This is a genomic window from Dyella sp. BiH032 (genome assembly GCF_031954525.1).
Lineage (GTDB): Bacteria > Pseudomonadota > Gammaproteobacteria > Xanthomonadales > Rhodanobacteraceae > Dyella_D.
Genome location: NZ_CP134867.1, coordinates 2,374,542 through 2,389,954, shown reverse-complemented (window position 1 = coordinate 2,389,954; position 15,413 = coordinate 2,374,542). Strand labels below are relative to the sequence as shown.

17 protein-coding genes are annotated in these 15,413 nt (G+C 64.6%); 6 read left to right on the top strand and 11 right to left on the bottom strand.

Annotated features, from left to right (window positions below):
- Positions 1-96: 96 nt before the first annotated feature.
- The 8 genes from RKE25_RS10660 to RKE25_RS10625 all read right to left on the bottom strand — a co-directional run bounded on the left by RKE25_RS10660 (position 97) and on the right by RKE25_RS10625 (position 8,428).
- Positions 97-4,005: a PilC/PilY family type IV pilus protein gene (locus tag RKE25_RS10660; RefSeq protein ID WP_311842190.1), complete on the bottom strand. Its 3,909-nt coding sequence runs from the start codon at positions 4,003-4,005 to the stop codon at positions 97-99.
- A gap of 82 nt (positions 4,006-4,087) precedes the next feature.
- Complete coding sequence (locus RKE25_RS10655; RefSeq protein ID WP_311842189.1) at positions 4,088-4,678, bottom strand: hypothetical protein; 591 nt, start codon at positions 4,676-4,678, stop codon at positions 4,088-4,090.
- Positions 4,679-4,688: 10 nt separating this feature from the next.
- Positions 4,689-5,831 (bottom strand): PilW family protein, encoded by a 1,143-nt coding sequence (locus tag RKE25_RS10650; RefSeq protein ID WP_311842188.1) that lies wholly within the window; start codon positions 5,829-5,831, stop codon positions 4,689-4,691.
- A 13-nt stretch (positions 5,832-5,844) separates the two neighbouring features.
- Positions 5,845-6,285: a hypothetical protein gene (locus tag RKE25_RS10645; protein WP_311842187.1), complete on the bottom strand. Its 441-nt coding sequence runs from the start codon at positions 6,283-6,285 to the stop codon at positions 5,845-5,847.
- A gap of 4 nt (positions 6,286-6,289) precedes the next feature.
- Positions 6,290-6,844 (bottom strand): GspH/FimT family pseudopilin, encoded by a 555-nt coding sequence (locus tag RKE25_RS10640; RefSeq protein ID WP_311842379.1) that lies wholly within the window; start codon positions 6,842-6,844, stop codon positions 6,290-6,292.
- Positions 6,845-6,867: 23 nt separating this feature from the next.
- Positions 6,868-7,335 (bottom strand): type IV pilin protein, encoded by a 468-nt coding sequence (locus RKE25_RS10635; RefSeq protein ID WP_311842186.1) that lies wholly within the window; start codon positions 7,333-7,335, stop codon positions 6,868-6,870.
- 512 nt (positions 7,336-7,847) lie between these two features.
- Positions 7,848-8,069: a TonB-dependent receptor gene (locus RKE25_RS10630; RefSeq protein WP_311842185.1), complete on the bottom strand. Its 222-nt coding sequence runs from the start codon at positions 8,067-8,069 to the stop codon at positions 7,848-7,850.
- 65 nt (positions 8,070-8,134) lie between these two features.
- The gene (locus RKE25_RS10625; protein ID WP_311842184.1) at positions 8,135-8,428 is read right to left on the bottom strand and encodes a hypothetical protein; all 294 of its coding nucleotides are present in this window, start codon (positions 8,426-8,428) and stop codon (positions 8,135-8,137) included.
- A 440-nt stretch (positions 8,429-8,868) separates the two neighbouring features.
- Here RKE25_RS10625 and RKE25_RS10620 point away from each other — a divergent pair, with 440 nt between their 5' ends.
- Entirely contained in the window at positions 8,869-9,321 is a 453-nt protein-coding gene (locus RKE25_RS10620; protein WP_311842183.1) for a fasciclin domain-containing protein, read from the top strand.
- A gap of 299 nt (positions 9,322-9,620) precedes the next feature.
- Here RKE25_RS10620 and RKE25_RS10615 read toward each other — a convergent pair whose 3' ends face one another.
- The 3 genes from RKE25_RS10615 to RKE25_RS10605 all read right to left on the bottom strand — a co-directional run bounded on the left by RKE25_RS10615 (position 9,621) and on the right by RKE25_RS10605 (position 11,669).
- On the bottom strand, positions 9,621-9,782 hold the full coding sequence (locus RKE25_RS10615; protein ID WP_311842182.1) for a hypothetical protein: 162 nt from the start codon (positions 9,780-9,782) through the stop codon (positions 9,621-9,623).
- Between the two features lie 108 nt (positions 9,783-9,890).
- A complete protein-coding gene (locus RKE25_RS10610) occupies positions 9,891-10,106 on the bottom strand; it encodes a hypothetical protein (protein ID WP_311842181.1) in 216 nt (71 codons plus the stop codon).
- A 777-nt stretch (positions 10,107-10,883) separates the two neighbouring features.
- A complete protein-coding gene (locus tag RKE25_RS10605) occupies positions 10,884-11,669 on the bottom strand; it encodes an SDR family oxidoreductase (protein ID WP_311842180.1) in 786 nt (261 codons plus the stop codon).
- A gap of 324 nt (positions 11,670-11,993) precedes the next feature.
- Between RKE25_RS10605 and RKE25_RS10600 the strand changes: the two genes are divergently transcribed.
- The 5 genes from RKE25_RS10600 (at position 11,994) to RKE25_RS10580 (ending at position 15,307) form a co-directional block, all read left to right on the top strand.
- Complete coding sequence (locus RKE25_RS10600; protein WP_311842179.1) at positions 11,994-12,317, top strand: hypothetical protein; 324 nt, start codon at positions 11,994-11,996, stop codon at positions 12,315-12,317.
- Between the two features lie 4 nt (positions 12,318-12,321).
- Entirely contained in the window at positions 12,322-12,687 is a 366-nt protein-coding gene (locus RKE25_RS10595) for a GntR family transcriptional regulator (RefSeq protein ID WP_311842178.1), read from the top strand.
- A complete protein-coding gene (locus tag RKE25_RS10590; protein ID WP_311842177.1) occupies positions 12,684-13,541 on the top strand; it encodes an ABC transporter ATP-binding protein in 858 nt (285 codons plus the stop codon). The genes RKE25_RS10595 and RKE25_RS10590 overlap by 4 nt, the downstream gene beginning before the upstream one ends.
- Positions 13,538-14,506, top strand: a complete 969-nt coding sequence (locus tag RKE25_RS10585; protein WP_311842176.1) for a hypothetical protein — start codon at positions 13,538-13,540, stop codon at positions 14,504-14,506. The genes RKE25_RS10590 and RKE25_RS10585 overlap by 4 nt, the downstream gene beginning before the upstream one ends.
- A 123-nt stretch (positions 14,507-14,629) precedes the next feature.
- Positions 14,630-15,307 (top strand): hypothetical protein, encoded by a 678-nt coding sequence (locus tag RKE25_RS10580; RefSeq protein WP_311842175.1) that lies wholly within the window; start codon positions 14,630-14,632, stop codon positions 15,305-15,307.
- Positions 15,308-15,413 lie beyond the last annotated feature (106 nt).

The following is a 15,413-nucleotide window of genomic DNA, read 5'->3' as shown; positions in this document are numbered from 1 at the left end:
TTCTTTTTTGCGGCACTCCCCCTGGCCAACATCGTAGATCGCCCTCCCCATGCGCCATGGCAACGAGGCACCTGCACGCGAAAAGCCGAACGCGCGCTACTCCAGCACCTCGCGCCAGTTGACCCGCTGGATACCGTTGCCCGACGTGCCTTGGCGCATGCGCGCCACCTGGGGCGGCAGGCCGGCCTGGCCATACAACAGGGCCAGATCGCCATTGGGCAGCTTCACCTCTTCCAGCTTGGTGGGGGCCGAGTCGGTAGTCAGCGCCTTCACCAGGTTGCCCGAGGCATCGAGCAGGGTCGATTGGCCCGTGCCGAAGTTCGCGGCGTAGATATTGCCCTTCAGCGAACACGGATCGGAGGACGGCGTCATGGTGGCCCATGCCACGGTGAACGTGCCGGCCGCAGCGTCGGGATCGACGACGATGCGTTCGGTGCCGCCGTTGGCGCCTGCCGAGCCGGTCAGGTCGTAATACCAGCCCTTGGCCGAATCGGCGATGGTTGCGCCTTTGGTCATGTCGCCGATCTTCTGCAGGTCCGCACGCGTGATCGGCGTGGTACCCGTGGATGGGGTCGTGGCATCGCCATCCCGCAGCGCGTACATGGTCTGCTGCTGGGTATCGGACAGGTCGCTCGCATCCAATGCCTTGCCGGTGCCCACGAAGACCCAGCGGCGCGTGCCCAGGCCCGAGGCATTGATATCCAGCTCCACACGAGGGGCCGTCGTGACCGGCTGCGGGTTGCTGCCGTCCGTCAGCGTCGCAAGCAGGCTCGGCTTGGGATACGTGTCCGTGCCGGAGAGATCGAAGCGCCACACATTGCCCAGCAGGTCGCCGGCATAGACCTGCTCGACCGTGTTGTCGCTGACGTCCCGGGTGAAGGCGGTAGCCTGGGCCAGTCCGCTGGGGTTGCTTGCCGTGCCTGCGTCCGGCGTGTCGATTTTTTCCAGCAGCGCGCCGGTCTTGGCGTTGACGACATACAAGTGGCCATGACCGGAAGCGTTGTTGTAACCCGATGTGAGAAGGACCACCCAACCGTACTTGCGCGTCTTCACGACGAGGGGCCGGCCGTATGAAAAACCCATGTCGCTATCGGTGAACTCCCACAGCACCTTGCTGGAGGCCAGTGCCGCCTCGGTGCTGGCCGTGCTGCTGGTCGCATCGATGGCGGACGGCACGGTGGTGACATCCAGCGCGTAGTATCCCTTGCCGCCCTTGCCGAGCCCGCCGACCAGCACGGTGTGCCAGCTCGCCGTACCTGCGGTGCTGGGCGCCGGCGTGCTGTTGGAGGACGTGGCCGTGAAAGTGAAGTCGACATCGGCCACCTGAGGTGTCTGGTCGACATAGAAATGGTGCGCGAAGTTGTTGGCGCTGATGCCGGTGAGGTTGGTCAACGCTGCGAGGCCATCCACTTGCGCCTTGCCGCTGGGACCTTGGTAGAGCAGGCCGGGCACGTAGGCGAACAGCTCGCTGCCGCCGCCGGTGACCGTATTGGTCGAGGTGGCGCTGGAGAAGTCGCCGGCAAAGGCATGCAACATACCGTCGTTCGCTCCGACATAAGCCACCGGAGCGCGGCTCGACACAGTCTTGGCGAATGCCGCGTAGCCGGGGTTGGTCGCATCGTTGTACTTCGGCGACAAGGCGTCCTGCACCAGCACCGCCTCCGAATGGACGATGTCGCCGAGGATGTGCTGGCGCACGCGGTACAACGATCCTTCGTTGCTCTGATCGCCTCTCAGGTAATTGACTTGATCTTTGTTGAGCAGACTTTGCTGGCCCGTGCTGAGCGAGCCATAGCGGAAGGCCGTGCCTGCGCGGCCATTGGACGTAATGATGCGGCGCCCCGTATCCCAGCCGCGCTTCGTGCCGGTCGAATCGGTCGCCTGCGCAAGTGCGTCCAGCTTGGCCTGCGCACTCCAGCTCGGGCTGCCCGTGACTGGCGTGACGCCGCCGGGCGCGCTGGCTGAGGCGAGGAAGCCGGAGACGTCGCCCGTCCAGGTGCTGGGCGCGTAGCTGACGGTATAGATCGGAAAGCCGCTCACGGGCGAGTAGTACGGGCCCTTGGTGGCATCCGCCACGATATTGGTCAGCACGCGCGTCAGCGTCACGCCGGGGCCGGCGGCGCTCTGCGAGGTCTCGGAAACCCGCTTGAAGATCTGCGCCAGGCCGGCCTGGATCAGGTCCGGGCGGTTGCCGGGAAAATAGTTGTCGGGGCGAAGGTCCTTGTCCGCCACCGTGCTGCTGTTGGTATGCCAGGTGAGGACGTTGGCGGGAATACCGTCGCTATTGACGTCGTCGAAACCGCCGTACTTGGCGGCAAGCCAATACATGTTGGGGCCGGCCGAGGGCCACGTATTGAAACGGGCGGGGTTGTAGATTTCCGCGCCGGGAGTTCCGTCGAAGTTGCCGGGCTCCAGTACGTCCACGGTGTACGTGTCCACAGTCTGCTTGGCGCCGAGATCGGGGCGGATGTCGTTGATGTGCGCGAAATACGCCAGGCCGGCCATGTTGTAGGTGGAGTCCGTCGTGACATTGGGCTCCAGCTTGGTGCTGAGTTTGACGTTCGCCCCGAACAGGCTCGCCATGGTCACCTTGGGCGCCGTCTCGACCAGCGGCAGATTGCCGAGTTTGTCGGCGTACAACGCCGCATCTGCCCCGTTGACGGGCGCCAGGGCCGCGCGGGCCGCCGAACTCGGCACCGGGCCGCCGGAGCTCGGCACGCGGGTGTCGAACCAGGTATGGGAATCGCCGATGGTGACGATGGCGTTGGCCTGGCAGGTATAGGCGATCGGGTCGGGCAGCGTGCCGCCGTAAACCGGAAAGCCGATGTCCATGCTGTTCGTCGCCGAGATACCTCGCGTATAGCTGTCGTCGAGCTTGACGTGCATCAGATAGGCCAGCGACGCCCAGTAGAGATCGCCCAGCGTGTCGAATTGCTCGTAACCGTTGTCGTAGCCGAACTTGTTGAGGTAGTTGATGGCGCCTGTCGCGCTGGCATCGCCGCCGCTCGGCGCCCTGCCCTTGCCACGGGCCGCGTCCGGGTTGGTCGCGAAGATGCCGGTGTCGCCGTCCCATTCGGCACTGGGGTTGGCGGTGCGCGCACCGTTGCCGTTGTAAGCCGTTGGGCCATTGTCGTGGATCAGCGCACGCACGGCGCCGTTGGCAGGCCCATCGCCCTGGACGAACGCGTAGCCGGCCGCGCCGACGCGAATCTTGGAGAAGTTCTGCTGGATCAGGCCTTCGGGCTTGTTGTACTTGCCCGCGTTCGGATAGTCGGTGGACTTGTGCGCCGAGTTGCAATTGGCTTCGAGCCTGCCCGATACACAAACCTGCACGGCCGCGACATAGGTCGCCACCTTCCCCTTGTTGTTGGTGCTGAAGTTGGCATTGTCGGAGATCTGGAACGAGGACCCTTGGCCCGCGGATCGCAGATAGACCGTTGCGCTGTTGAACCTGCCGTCGGCGACCGTCGCGAAGGCCTGGGTGCTGCTGAGCGACCGGTCGGGAAAGTTGCCGACGTAGCTCTGGCCGTTGAGGTTGGAACGCAGCAACACCGTGGTCGAGGTGGTATCCACACTCCGGTTACCGCCGGTCAGGCTCTGGCGAAACTCATCGAGCGCCGTCATCGTCGCCCAGTTGAGCATATTGCCGCTCCAGTGGGTGGACCTCGTCACGTCGACGCAACTTCCGGTCGCGGACACGGCGACGCTCGTCGGCGTGAACCACTGCTTGCTTGCGTCGTAGTCGTAGCACTTGCCGCTGTCGAAATACCCAAGGTAAGGAAACGTGTAGTCGTAGGTGCTGCTCTTGTAGGCCGCCACCGTGCCGGTGGGATATTCCACGGACAGCGCAAGCATCATGTTCGCCGGCACGGTGGAAGCCGTTCCGACGGGGATGTTCGCCAACTGCGTGTCGGCCGATGCCATGCCGGCCAGCGAGGTAAGCGCGAGCACCAGCAACAGGCTGCCGGTGCGTGAAGCGGCGAGCGCGCGGAAAGAACTACTCATGGCCTTCCCCATGGTTCGTAATGGCGATGCGGCGGTCCGCTCCCGGACGCCGTCATCGAAGTGAAATCGGAATCGCCGGCGCTCAGCGCATGATGGTCTGCACGTAACTCACCGCGTTCTTCGGGCCTTCTACGCGAACGGTCAGACGATAGGCAGCCTGCGCGCCCGAGCCGAAGCCGCCTTGGTTGCCGGTCGTCGAACCTCCGTTGATCGTGGCGGCGGGCACCAGGCAGGCGTTCGGCGCGACGGTCAATGCAGGGCCGGCATGAGGGCAAAGTCGCTCTACCGTGTAGCGGATATCGTCATTGGTACTGGGCGCCTTCAGCGATTTGCCCGCCGCTTTGGCGATCAACGCCGTTGGTATGCCGCGGATGTCGGTGCTCTGCGGCGTGGCGTAGTAGCCGATGTCGCTCTTGTCGGCTTCACCGGCCTGGCCGAGATAGGAAGCCGCGCTGGCCACCGCATCCTGATAGGCCAGCTCCGCCTCTTGCGTGACCTGTTGCTTGAAGCCCAGCCGACCGGCGACGCTGCTGCCGGTATCCACCGAGCGCATCAGCGCGACCGCCGCCATCAGCGTGATCAGCAGCACGATGACGGCGATGACCGTGGAAATGACGCCACGCTGACGGCTTGGCCGGTTTCGAAACCGCGTACGAGAAGTGTTGGCGATCATGGGATCGGGATCAGAAATGGCGGGTGATGATGGCGTTGCGGATCGGTATCACCGTGTCGTAGACCTTGTATCGGTACTGCGGCTGGGTCCCGACGGTGTAGCGCAGGCCCGCATCGAGGTCGCCGAACAGCGTCAGCGTGGACGCACCCGAGTAGTCGGCGGCGCGTTCCGGCAGCAGGCTCTGCGCGACGACGGCGATGCGCACGGCTTTGATCTTCGCGAAGGCGGCGGCGGCCGACGCCTGATCCACGGTCAACTTGTCGATAGCCCAGTCGCCGACGGGCTGCACCCAGGTATCCACGACGTCATCGCCATCGCTGTCGATGCCGTACAAGGCTTTGAGTTGAACGACGCCGTCGGCGATCGTGAGCGGCGTGGCGCCGTTGCGCCCGAGCATGTCGTAGGTGACCAGCGTGCTCGTGGAAGTATCGATGCCGTAGAGGCTGACCGATGGCTGGTTGCCGATATCGAAGACGCTGCCGTCCACCGCCAGCCCGGTGGGCGGGCTGTCCGCCGCGGACAAAGTGAGCTGGCTGCTGGACGATGACGCGCTGGCGATCTTCGCCATCGAACATTCGCCCGTGCTGGTGGTCGCCAGCACATAGTCGTTCGCCGCGAAGCCGAAGGCATTGTCCAGCGTGACGGCCGCAGTGCCGGAGGCGCCGACGACGGAAGCCCTGAATACCGTGCCGGCCGGATTGCCGCCCACGATGGCCAGCGTGTCGGGCTTGGCGTTTCCCGCGGTGTCGTTGCCGCCGCTGGCAATGAGGACGGGCACCACCCGCATCTTCACCGGCGTAGCCGACGGCCAGGCGGCGAAAACCGCCGGCATCGCGGTGGCGCTCGGCAGTTTCCTGGCATTGCCGCCATACGCCGTGATGGAACAGCCCCACAAGCCGTAGTTGAAACCCTGGGTCAGCCCCGAGCCCGCGGTCCTGACCTGCCGTTCCAGCTCGAACAGCGAGTACAGCCCATTCTGCTGAGCGTCGCCGCCGCTGGTGACGGTGCGCTTGCGCCCTTCGTAGATCGAGAAGGCCGACATCATCCCCAGCACGCAGATAAGGCTGATGACCATGCCCACCATCAGTTCGATCAAGGACAAACCATGGATGTGGTCGCCGGCGCTGAAGCCGCGACGGTTCGGGTTCCGCATGGGATGCCTTCGCTCAACGGGCAACATGAGTGGTGGAGACGTATTGGTGGTACGACGGGTCGCCCGCGGCCTGCCAATAGACGGTGACGGTCACGATGTTGTCCGCCGTCACCTCGATCGTCGGTGGCTTGCCGGCCGCGCCAGGCAGGCCGCTGCGGGCCGTGAGACGGGTGACGGTGTCTTTCCATGTCTTGTAGCTGGCGCCTTCCGGGCTCTTGAAGTTCGCGGCCAGCGCCGCGGGATCGGAGGCCCACATCTGCGCGATGACCTGGTCCGCCGCCATGGCCGCGTCGGAACGGAACTTGGCATCGCTCGACAGCTTGATGGCTGCAGCCTGCAGCGCCACCATGCCGAGCACGCCGATGGAAAAAATGATGGTGGCGACCAGGGCATCGATCAGCACGATGCCGCGCTGCGCACGGCGGCGGACGACGTGAGGAAAGGATGCGCGCATACGGTTACTTGCACCCCTGAGGGCTGACAGCCAAGGAAAGATTCGGATCGCACATCCGCGGCATCCCGCCGGGAGAGATGAGGATCACCAGCCTTCGGCCGTCTTTGCCGAGGGTGTTGAGGTCAATCCGGCTGATCGCCGTCGTGCCGTAGCCGAGCGGCCTTCCGAGCGCGTTGAAGGTGATGCCATTGCCCGCGCTGGCGGCGGTGGACAGCGGGGAGGCCGTTGCGCCAGCCGTGGTGGCGACCATGGGGGCGACGTCGGCGGAGCCGCCGGCGGCTACGAAATTCTGCAGCGTATTGTCCGCGCTGGCCGCGGCGGCGGCGCTGCAGGAGGCCGTCCCCGCCAGCGCGCATACGGTCCAGCCCGCGCCCGCGGAAGTGAACTCGAAACGGACGTTGACGCCACGGCCGCTGGCTTCGCTGCGGGCGTAGCGCAATCCGTTCTGGATGGATTCGGCGGCGGTGCGTATGTGCGTGTTCCGCAGCCATTCGCGAAACGAGGGGATGCCGGCGATCAACAGCATCGCCAGGATCGCCACGGTGACCATCAGCTCCACCAAGGTGAAGCCAGCGACACGCTTCATTGGCAACCGCCCCCCTTTCGCATCACCCAGCAGTTCGTGGGTGCCGTGCCCCAGCCAGACGGTGTCGCCGTAGTCGCGCGATCGTTCTTTTCGTTGATGGTGAAAGTGAAGCCGGCTACCTGCGAATCGGCGATGCCTTTGGCGGTAGCGACGTACGCCTGCAGCGAAGCCGTGCTCGCCGCCGCCGGGCCGCAGGTGACCGAGAAGTACTTCAGGCCCGTGGGCAGCGCCACGCCACAGGCACCGCCGGCGCCGTAGGTCCGATTGTCCTGGTAGTACTGCTCCATGCTGGCGCGGTAAGTGGCCAGCGTGTTGTATGCCTCGGTGAGCTTGCTTCGCTTCAGGTAGTCCGTATACGAAGGCAGGGCCACGGCCGCGATGATGGCGACGATGGCCACCGTGACCATGAGTTCAATGAGCGTAAAGCCGCGCGCAGCGCCCGCGCGGCCGCAGTTGCATGACATAGGTTTTCCCCTGTAGGCGCCGGCGATGCGCGATCCGCCGCGGCACATGGACCGCAAAGAGGGCCGCATCGGGTGACGACGCACGCCGATTCACCGGACCACGAAAGCCTACCGCGCACATGCATCGGTTCAAGAGCCGATAGTGCTCATCTTGAGAGGAAAACTTGGCCCCAAATGACTAAACGAGACTTGGCTATGCGCGCGAGGAACGAGTCGTGGCATAGGCGCATGCAGGTCGTCGCGATGCGATCATCCATGGACCTGCCGTCATAAGCATCGGCCGATACACCGTCGGCACTTTCGCGGCCATCTTCATCCGTAAGCGGCGGTTAGTGATGGATGCAGGCGATCCTTAAGGCTTCCCCGATCATGAAACGGCGCAGCGGGTGCAGAACGCGCAGCCGCCATCGACATCGACCGCTATGGCAGGCCTCTACGCGCGGCGCTCTGCGAAGATGTCCGATGGCTGCGCATCGTCGGTGAGAACGTCTTGTGTCCGGCCGGGACAGCGCTCAGCTCGATCCACTCCACGCGAAGACGATGCCGTCCACGACGGCTTCCTGGACTTCTTCTGGCGAGACACCTTGAAGCTCATCGATGCGGCCGTGCCGCATGCCGAAGAAGATGCCATCTCGGCGGTAGGTGGCGCTCCACTTCACCCGGTCCGCGTTGGCATGCTCGTATTCGCCTTCGTAGGTAAAGCCGTTGTTGGTCTTGCCGGACACGCTGGCCATGGTGGCTGCCTCTGCAATCGATCGTGGGATTCGCTCTCTCTCTGGGGAAAAACTCCGGCGTGGCATCAGCCGTGGCGATCCTCAGCACTGGGGACAGCCTGTACCTTGGCCGGAGCCTCGTCGTCATCCACGCGTTCCGAGGCCATGTCGTTCCTGAGTTCGTCCCGTATGGACTTGGAGATCTTGGGCGCGGTCTCGGTTGCGCGCACCGGGGAACTTGCCGGATGCCATGACCCCGACGCGGGATGCCCTGGAAATCCGCGCTTGCGGAGCTCGTCATCCGTCGCTCCCGAGAGGGGTGTAAAGCGCAGCTTGTGAGGGTGAAAGTACAGCGCGTTGAGGTGATTGAAGATATGCACGGAAAGGCCTCGAGGTAGGACCTGCATTCCGCAGGTCGTGCGTAAGCGTTAGCTGCGGCTCCGACCGCGTCGGAGGAAGCACAAAGAGACCTTTGAAAACATGACCGATAATTCGAGCACCGGCGAGGCTTGGCGACGCCGCGGCACGCCCCACCATGCGCCCTCTTCCGTTACTTCCCTGTAACGCGTCGCCAGGCGAGCGACTCCCATCCGGAAGGACGAAGAAACAGACATCGCGCTGTTTCGTTCTCCACATTACTCTCACCTAACAACTACACGCGCATGCTCACTGGGCACCAGGAAGAAGACCTCCTCCTTGGCAGGCGTCTCAGCCACGCGGTCCTATCCCTAACGCCATCTGAGTACTTCTCCGATCTTCATCGGAGTCGCGGCTTCCGCCGCTCTCGATCCGGTCTCGGATCGCCACTCAAGGTACTCCCATGTCCAACCATGACTCCAACGTTGTTCGCGCGCCCAACAAGAACCTGGTCGAGACGACAGCGGCCAACGGTTCTTTCAGTATCCTCAACCGGGCACTGGAAGCGGCCGAACTTACGGGCACACTGAAGGAATCCGGACCTTATACCTTCTTTGCGCCGACGGATGCGGCATTCAAGAAACTACCCGACGGCACGCTGGAGAACTGGCTGAAGCCGGAGAACAAAGCGGAATTGATCTCCGTACTGAAGTATCACCTGATGCCGGGTCGCGCATCGTATGTCGACGTCGAGAAACTGACCGCGCCGACCATGATGCAGGGCCAGACAGCATCGATCACGAAGGAAGGCAACAGGGTTCGCATCGGCTCGGCCACGATCACTGGGCGGGACATTACGTCGAGCAACGGCATCATCCACGCGGTGGATACGGTCAACGTACCGGCCAAGAAGTAATCGCACGGACGCACGGCGGGCCATCTTTCCATGGTGGCCGGTCGCCCGATGCGGTAAACGACCATGCGCACAGGCGATGCATTGAATCGCCTCATCGGAGCGCCTTCCATGAAGGTGCTCCGTTCGCGTGGCCGAGGCGCCGACGTGCAGAGGGACACCAGGCACGCCGCGCATGTCTAGGTGTGGGTCGCGCCGCATGTCGAATCGTCGATTCGGGACAGGAAACAGAACTTCTGTCGCCATACTCTCCATAAAAAGAGCCGCCTCATGGCGGCCCCTTGTGTGCGAAGCACGTGAATTCACCTGCGCTGCGGCTCGGCTTCTTCCGGCTGATTTCCCTGGACGTCCTTCTGTTGCTCTGTGGACTGCTCGTTCGCCGGGCTTTCCTGCGGGTCATTAGCAGGAGCGACGGGTGACGTCTGGGGAGACTGAGGCGCGTTGGGGTGACTGGGGTTGTTCATGTCGTACTCCGAGGCGGCGAATGCCGCATGCGGACACTGGCATAACCGAAGTTGTCCTCGAGTGACGCGCGTGTTGGAAAGGCAACTGCAACCACGTTCGATACGTGATCAGCACCCGTACTTCATGTCGCCAACCGGCACATTGCGCCGGTCGGAGATACCGCATCGAATGGCGGCGTCGACGGCTTCGCCCTGCGTAAGGAAGCGATCGCCCGTGACGCCAAAACGGCCCTTGATGATGAGACCGTCGCGCAGCAGGCGCCAATGCCCTCGCCACAGACCAAACGAATTGGGGCCATCTGCCCAGGCATCGATCGTGATCATGATGGAGATTCCCCCGGCAGAACGCTCGGCGACGCTAGTCCTATGGGTAGGTTGGCGCAAGTAGCCATCCAGCCATGCAGACATCAAATCACCAGCGGCGACCGATACGTCGGCCGAGCCTGCTCGATCAGCACCGCTTTGAAGAAGGCGCGTGGGCGAACGTGTCACCCACGTGTGACGGACACGGCTTTAACCCACGGGTAACGGACAAGAGAGGACAGTAATCGCTGCAGATGGATCGCCCGAACTATCTGCTGGCTGCCTCAAGCGCTGGCCCGCCATGTGGATGCACGCAGGGTCGCACTTCGAGGTCTCCGTATGGTCAGTCGCTCCCTTCCCGCCTCTCCTCCTGTCTCGAAGTTGGGCAGGTTCATTGCCTCGCTCAGTGACGGGCTCCACTATCACCTTGGCTGGCCACGCGTGGTGCAGCCGCTTCCGCCGATGTCGCGACGTCAGTTGCTTGCGGCCGCGGTCGACGCGGCCAAGCGGGCGCGACGCTCATGATATTCAGCGCGCTGACTTGGTTCCGGCAGTTCTTCCGGCCTTGCCGGCAACATGCGTATCGCCCTGCGCCTTCCATCGAGGAGTTGCATTTGAGGCGGCATCACGCCGCGCAACAGGCGTCGTGGAGCATCGTTCGGAGCGCAGGCTTCGCATGGCGGCCGCATATCGGACGCAAGTGACCGGCGATCTCCGGCTTATGTGATCCCGGCACAGACGCGGTCTTCTTAGCAAAGAAGCGTTCAAAGCATTCCTCCGCGATGGGCCTCGGCAGCCTCAAATCGCGCCAGTTTTTCCGCCATCCATCGGGATGATCGCCCCCGTGACATAGCTGGCCTGCGACGACGCCAGGAACACCGCCACGTTCGCGATCTCCTCCGGCTCCGCCACGCGCCCCAGCGGGATCTCCGCGGTCTGCACCGCCAGCAGGTCCTCCTTCGATTTGCCGGTGGCTCGCGCGGAGGCTTCCAGCCCTTCTTCCATGCGGCCCGTGCGCGTGACACCGGGATTGATCACGTTCACCCGCACGCCCTTGCCGGCATACGCCGTGGCATAGCCTACTGACGCCAGCATCAGCGCCGCGTTCGCCGCGCCGCCGCCGATGTGCACCGCGTTGGCCTGGCGGCCGCCCTGCCCGACGATGTTGACGATCGCGCCTTTGCCGCGCGCGGCCATGCGGCGGATGACCGGATCGATCGCGTGCATGTAAGTGAAGTACTTGGCCTGCATGGCGGCGTGCAGCGCGTGGGCGTCGAGTTCGGCCGGCGGGGTGCGGCGGGCGGCGCCAGCGCAGTTGACCAGGACGTCGATGGGGCCGTGGTCGTCCTCGATGCGCTCCATCACCACCTGGGCGGCCACGCTGTCGGTGAGGTCGGCCGGCTCCACATGCAGTTGCAGACCTTCGCCGTGCAGCTGGTGCCGGGCGGCCTGCAGGTGGTCCATGGAGCGGGCGACGCCGATCACCTTGGCACCCTCGCGCAGGAACGCGGCGGCGCAGGCCAGGCCGATGCCCCTGCTGGCGCCCGTGATGACGACCACCCGACCGGTAAGGCCAAGATCCATGCGAAAGCTCCTTGTTCGAATGACGGCGGCTCATTGAAGCAGAACCGCGGGTCTGCGGATCGTGACGGCCTGATACCTGTCACCTGCGATGCCTGATGCCCGCCGCTGCCGCCGACTAAACCCCGGCGCGACCATGTGCATCGAAGGCAGGACCGGCCGCGGCGCGCACTCCGCGCCGGTCCCCCACCCCGGACTAGGCACCCCGGGCCGCCAGATAGGCCATCAGTCATGTTGCGATTTTTCGCTTCGCCTATTGACGGTTTCGAATGTGGTGTTATAGTTCACTACAACACCGGTCCACGAGGTCACTAAAGGAGACCCGCCATGAAAGCGCCGAACCTGCTCGCCACGACCGCCGCCGTCCTGCTGACCGCCGCAGGCCTGGCCGCCCTGAACACCAACGTCAAGGTCGTGCCCGTCACCGAAATCAATGGGGTGAAGGTCATCAACCTGGCTCCCGTCAACGTCCGCCCGACCGCCGAAGACCTGCGCGCCGCCGCCCTGCTGGCCGACGCGGGGGTGGCCACCGCCGCCCTGACGCCCATCGCCGCCCGCGCCGCAGAGAGCGGGGTCGCCCTGCTCGGGGCCCAGCTGGCCATGCCCTACTATTCGTTTGGCACCACGTTTGGCCGCATCACCAAGGAATAACCGTATGTCCATTACCTGGAACGACAGCGTCCCGATCTACCGCCAGCTCCGCGAACGCGTGGTGGCGATGATCCTGGACGGCGCCTTGAACGAGGGCGACCCGCTGCCGTCAGTGCGCCAGGTAGCGGCGGATTTCCAAATCAATCCGCTGACGGTTTCAAAGGCGTACCAGGAACTGGTCGACGACCAACTAGTGGAAAAAAGGAGGGGGTTGGGCATGTTTGTGATCGATGGAGCCCGTGAGGCACTGCTCAAGTCCGAGCGCGAGCGGTTCCTGCGCGAGGAATGGCCGGCGCTGTTCCAGCGGCTGCAGCGCCTGGGTCTGGATCTGAAGACGCTTCTGGGTGCGGCGGAGGCCAAGCAGCCATGAACGCGATCGTCACTGCCAGCGGCCTGAGCAAGCGCTACAAGAACACCACTGCGCTGGACCATGTGGATTTCCGCATCGAGTCGGGACGCATCGTCGGCCTGATCGGCCCTAACGGCGCCGGCAAGACCACCGCCCTGAAGGCCATCCTGGGCCTGACGGACTTCGAGGGACAGCTGAACGTGCTGGGCTTCGACCCGCGCACCCAGCGCGACCGCCTGATGGAACAGGTGTGCTTCATCGCCGACGTGGCGGTGTTGCCGCGCTGGATCCGGGTGAAGGAAGCGGTCGATTTCGTCGCCAACGTGCACCCGCGCTTCGACCGCGCCAAGTGCGAGGCTTTCCTGGCCCGCACCAAGCTCACGGCCAACCAGCGCGTCAAGCAGATGTCCAAGGGCATGATCGTGCAGTTGCACCTGGCCCTGGTGATGGCGATCGACGCCCGCCTGCTGGTGCTGGACGAACCCACGCTGGGCCTGGACATCCTCTATCGCAAGCAGTTCTACCAGAGCCTGCTGGAGGATTACTTCGACGAGAACAAGACGATCATCGTCACCACGCACCAGGTGGAGGAGATCGAACACATCCTTACCGACCTGATGTTCATCCGCGACGGCAAGATCGTGCTGGATACCGACATGGAAGCGGTCGGCGAGCGCTTCGCCGAGCTGATGGTGGGCGCGGACCAGGCCGACGCCGCGCGGCGCATGAAGCCGCTGGACGAGCGGCAAGTGTTCGGCAAGAGCATCTTCCTGTTCGACGGCGCGGACCGCGCCACGCTGGAGGCCATGGGCGAGGTACGCCGCCCGTCCGTCAGCGATCTGTTCGTCGCCACGATGAAAGGGACCTACGCATGAAAACCTTCTACTGGCAGATGAAGCGCGAATTCTGGGAAAACCGCGGGGGATTCCTGTGGGCGCCGGTGGTCACCGGCGTGGTCTTCCTGGTGCTGAACATCATGGCCATCGTCGCCGGCGAGGTGATGCGGGCGCGCAACGGCATCGAGATCGGCGGCAACAACTTCCGCGTGCTGATCGAGAAGGCCAGCGAAGGTGACCTGGCCCAGGTCGGGGCGGCGCTGGACATGACCCTGCTGTCCTCGATGGGGCTACTCACCATCGTGCTGGCGTTCGTGGTGTTCTTCTACTGCCTGGGTGCGCTGTACGACGACCGCCGCGACCGCAGCGTGCTGTTCTGGAAGTCCCTGCCGCTGTCCAACACCAGCACCGTGCTGTCGAAGGTGGCCAGCGCCGTGGTGGTCGCACCGGCGATCGCGGTAGTGGTCGGTATCGCGGTGGGGCTGGTGCAGCTGGTGATCTTCTCCCTGGTGCTGTCTTTCCATGGCATCAACCTGTGGGAGCTGCTGACCCTGGCCCATCCGGTGCGCGCCGTGTTGTCGCTGCTGAGCTCGATCCCGGTCTATGCGCTGTGGGCCGCTCCCGCCGTCGGCTGGCTGCTGCTCTGCTCGGCCTGGGCGCGCAGCAAGCCCTTCCTGTGGGCGGTGGCCATTCCGGTGGTGACAGGCCTGATGGTGAGCTGGTTCGGCATCATGGGTGTGTTCAACCTGCCCACGCAGTGGTTCTGGTCCAACATCGTGGCGCGGCTGCTGCTGAGCGTGTTCCCCGGTTCGCACTTCGCCATGGACCGGCATGCGCTGCACGGCGTGTCCGACCTGGGCGATGCGCACAATCCGCTGGCCCTGATCTCGCCGACCCAGACGTACGCGGTGCTGGCTTCGCCCAACCTGTGGATCGGCGTTGCGGCTGCCGTCGGCCTGATCGCCGCGGCCATCTGGTTCCGCCGGGTCCGCGACGACAGTTGATGAAACACCGGAGGCGGCGGTCGCGAGCCGCTTCTTCCCCCACCAGCAAGCACGCCGGCAGGAACGAGACGACCGATGCCCGGTCGTCGATCCGAACGGCACCTCACCCTCAAGGAGTGTCCCGTGAAGTGCAACTCGCTCGCCACCGGCCTGCTGGCCGCCCTGCTCGCCCTGCCGCTGGCCGCATGCGGCCCGTCGTCCGATCACGAGGAGTCCGGCGCCGCCAGCGGCATCGCGGAGGCGAACAAGGAAGTGCAGGAGAAGACCTCTCCGTCGTTCATCGCCGCCCAGGTGCAGAAAGGCATCGACCAGGCCAAGCGCGAACTGGCGACCAAGGACATCAGCGTCAGTAGCGTGCACATCGGCCACGGCCATGACCACGACGATCGCAGCGACCTGCCCAAGGCCGTCATCACGCCGCAGGGCGACCTGGTGATCGCCGGCAAGACGGTGCAGGCCACGCCGGAGCAGCACGCGCTGCTGGTGGATTATCGCCAGCACATCATCAGCATCGCCGAGGCCGGCATGGACATCGGTGCCAGTGGCGCCAGCATCGGCACCACGGCGGCCAAGGAAGCGATCCTGGGCGCGCTCAGCGGCAAGAGCGACAAGGAGATCGAGGACCGCATCAAGCCGCAGACCGAGCAGATCAAGGCCGCGGCTCTCAAGCTCTGCACGCGCATGCCCGACCTGCTCGGCTCGCAGCAGAAGCTCGCCGCGGCGATGCCGGAGTTCCGCCCCTACGCCACCATGACGCAGAAGGACGTGGACGACTGCGGCAAGGACGACGACAAGGATTGATCGGTTGTGCCAGCCGGCGTCTCCGCACGGAGGCGGGACGCCGGCGCGGCCTTGCCCTGCAGGGCACCGTACCGCCAGCCGGCCGCCATGCGCCGAGGGGGTTCCA

What these genes read in the sequence shown, in the direction of transcription:
- RKE25_RS10605 (WP_311842180.1), bottom strand. Translation starts at nt 11,669, where the DNA reads ATGGATCTTGGCCTTACCGGTCGGGTGGTCGTCATCACGGGCGCCAGC.
- RKE25_RS10655 (WP_311842189.1), bottom strand. Translation starts at nt 4,678, where the DNA reads ATGATCGCCAACACTTCTCGTACGCGGTTTCGAAACCGGCCAAGCCGT.
- RKE25_RS10630 (WP_311842185.1), bottom strand. Translation starts at nt 8,069, where the DNA reads ATGGCCAGCGTGTCCGGCAAGACCAACAACGGCTTTACCTACGAAGGC.
- RKE25_RS10600 (WP_311842179.1), top strand. Translation starts at nt 11,994, where the DNA reads ATGAAAGCGCCGAACCTGCTCGCCACGACCGCCGCCGTCCTGCTGACC.
- RKE25_RS10645 (WP_311842187.1), bottom strand. Translation starts at nt 6,285, where the DNA reads ATGCGCGCATCCTTTCCTCACGTCGTCCGCCGCCGTGCGCAGCGCGGC.
- RKE25_RS10620 (WP_311842183.1), top strand. Translation starts at nt 8,869, where the DNA reads ATGTCCAACCATGACTCCAACGTTGTTCGCGCGCCCAACAAGAACCTG.
- RKE25_RS10650 (WP_311842188.1), bottom strand. Translation starts at nt 5,831, where the DNA reads ATGCGGAACCCGAACCGTCGCGGCTTCAGCGCCGGCGACCACATCCAT.
- RKE25_RS10610 (WP_311842181.1), bottom strand. Translation starts at nt 10,106, where the DNA reads ATGATCACGATCGATGCCTGGGCAGATGGCCCCAATTCGTTTGGTCTG.
- RKE25_RS10615 (WP_311842182.1), bottom strand. Translation starts at nt 9,782, where the DNA reads ATGAACAACCCCAGTCACCCCAACGCGCCTCAGTCTCCCCAGACGTCA.
- RKE25_RS10660 (WP_311842190.1), bottom strand. Translation starts at nt 4,005, where the DNA reads ATGAGTAGTTCTTTCCGCGCGCTCGCCGCTTCACGCACCGGCAGCCTG.
- RKE25_RS10595 (WP_311842178.1), top strand. Translation starts at nt 12,322, where the DNA reads ATGTCCATTACCTGGAACGACAGCGTCCCGATCTACCGCCAGCTCCGC.
- RKE25_RS10585 (WP_311842176.1), top strand. Translation starts at nt 13,538, where the DNA reads ATGAAAACCTTCTACTGGCAGATGAAGCGCGAATTCTGGGAAAACCGC.
- RKE25_RS10590 (WP_311842177.1), top strand. Translation starts at nt 12,684, where the DNA reads ATGAACGCGATCGTCACTGCCAGCGGCCTGAGCAAGCGCTACAAGAAC.
- RKE25_RS10635 (WP_311842186.1), bottom strand. Translation starts at nt 7,335, where the DNA reads ATGTCATGCAACTGCGGCCGCGCGGGCGCTGCGCGCGGCTTTACGCTC.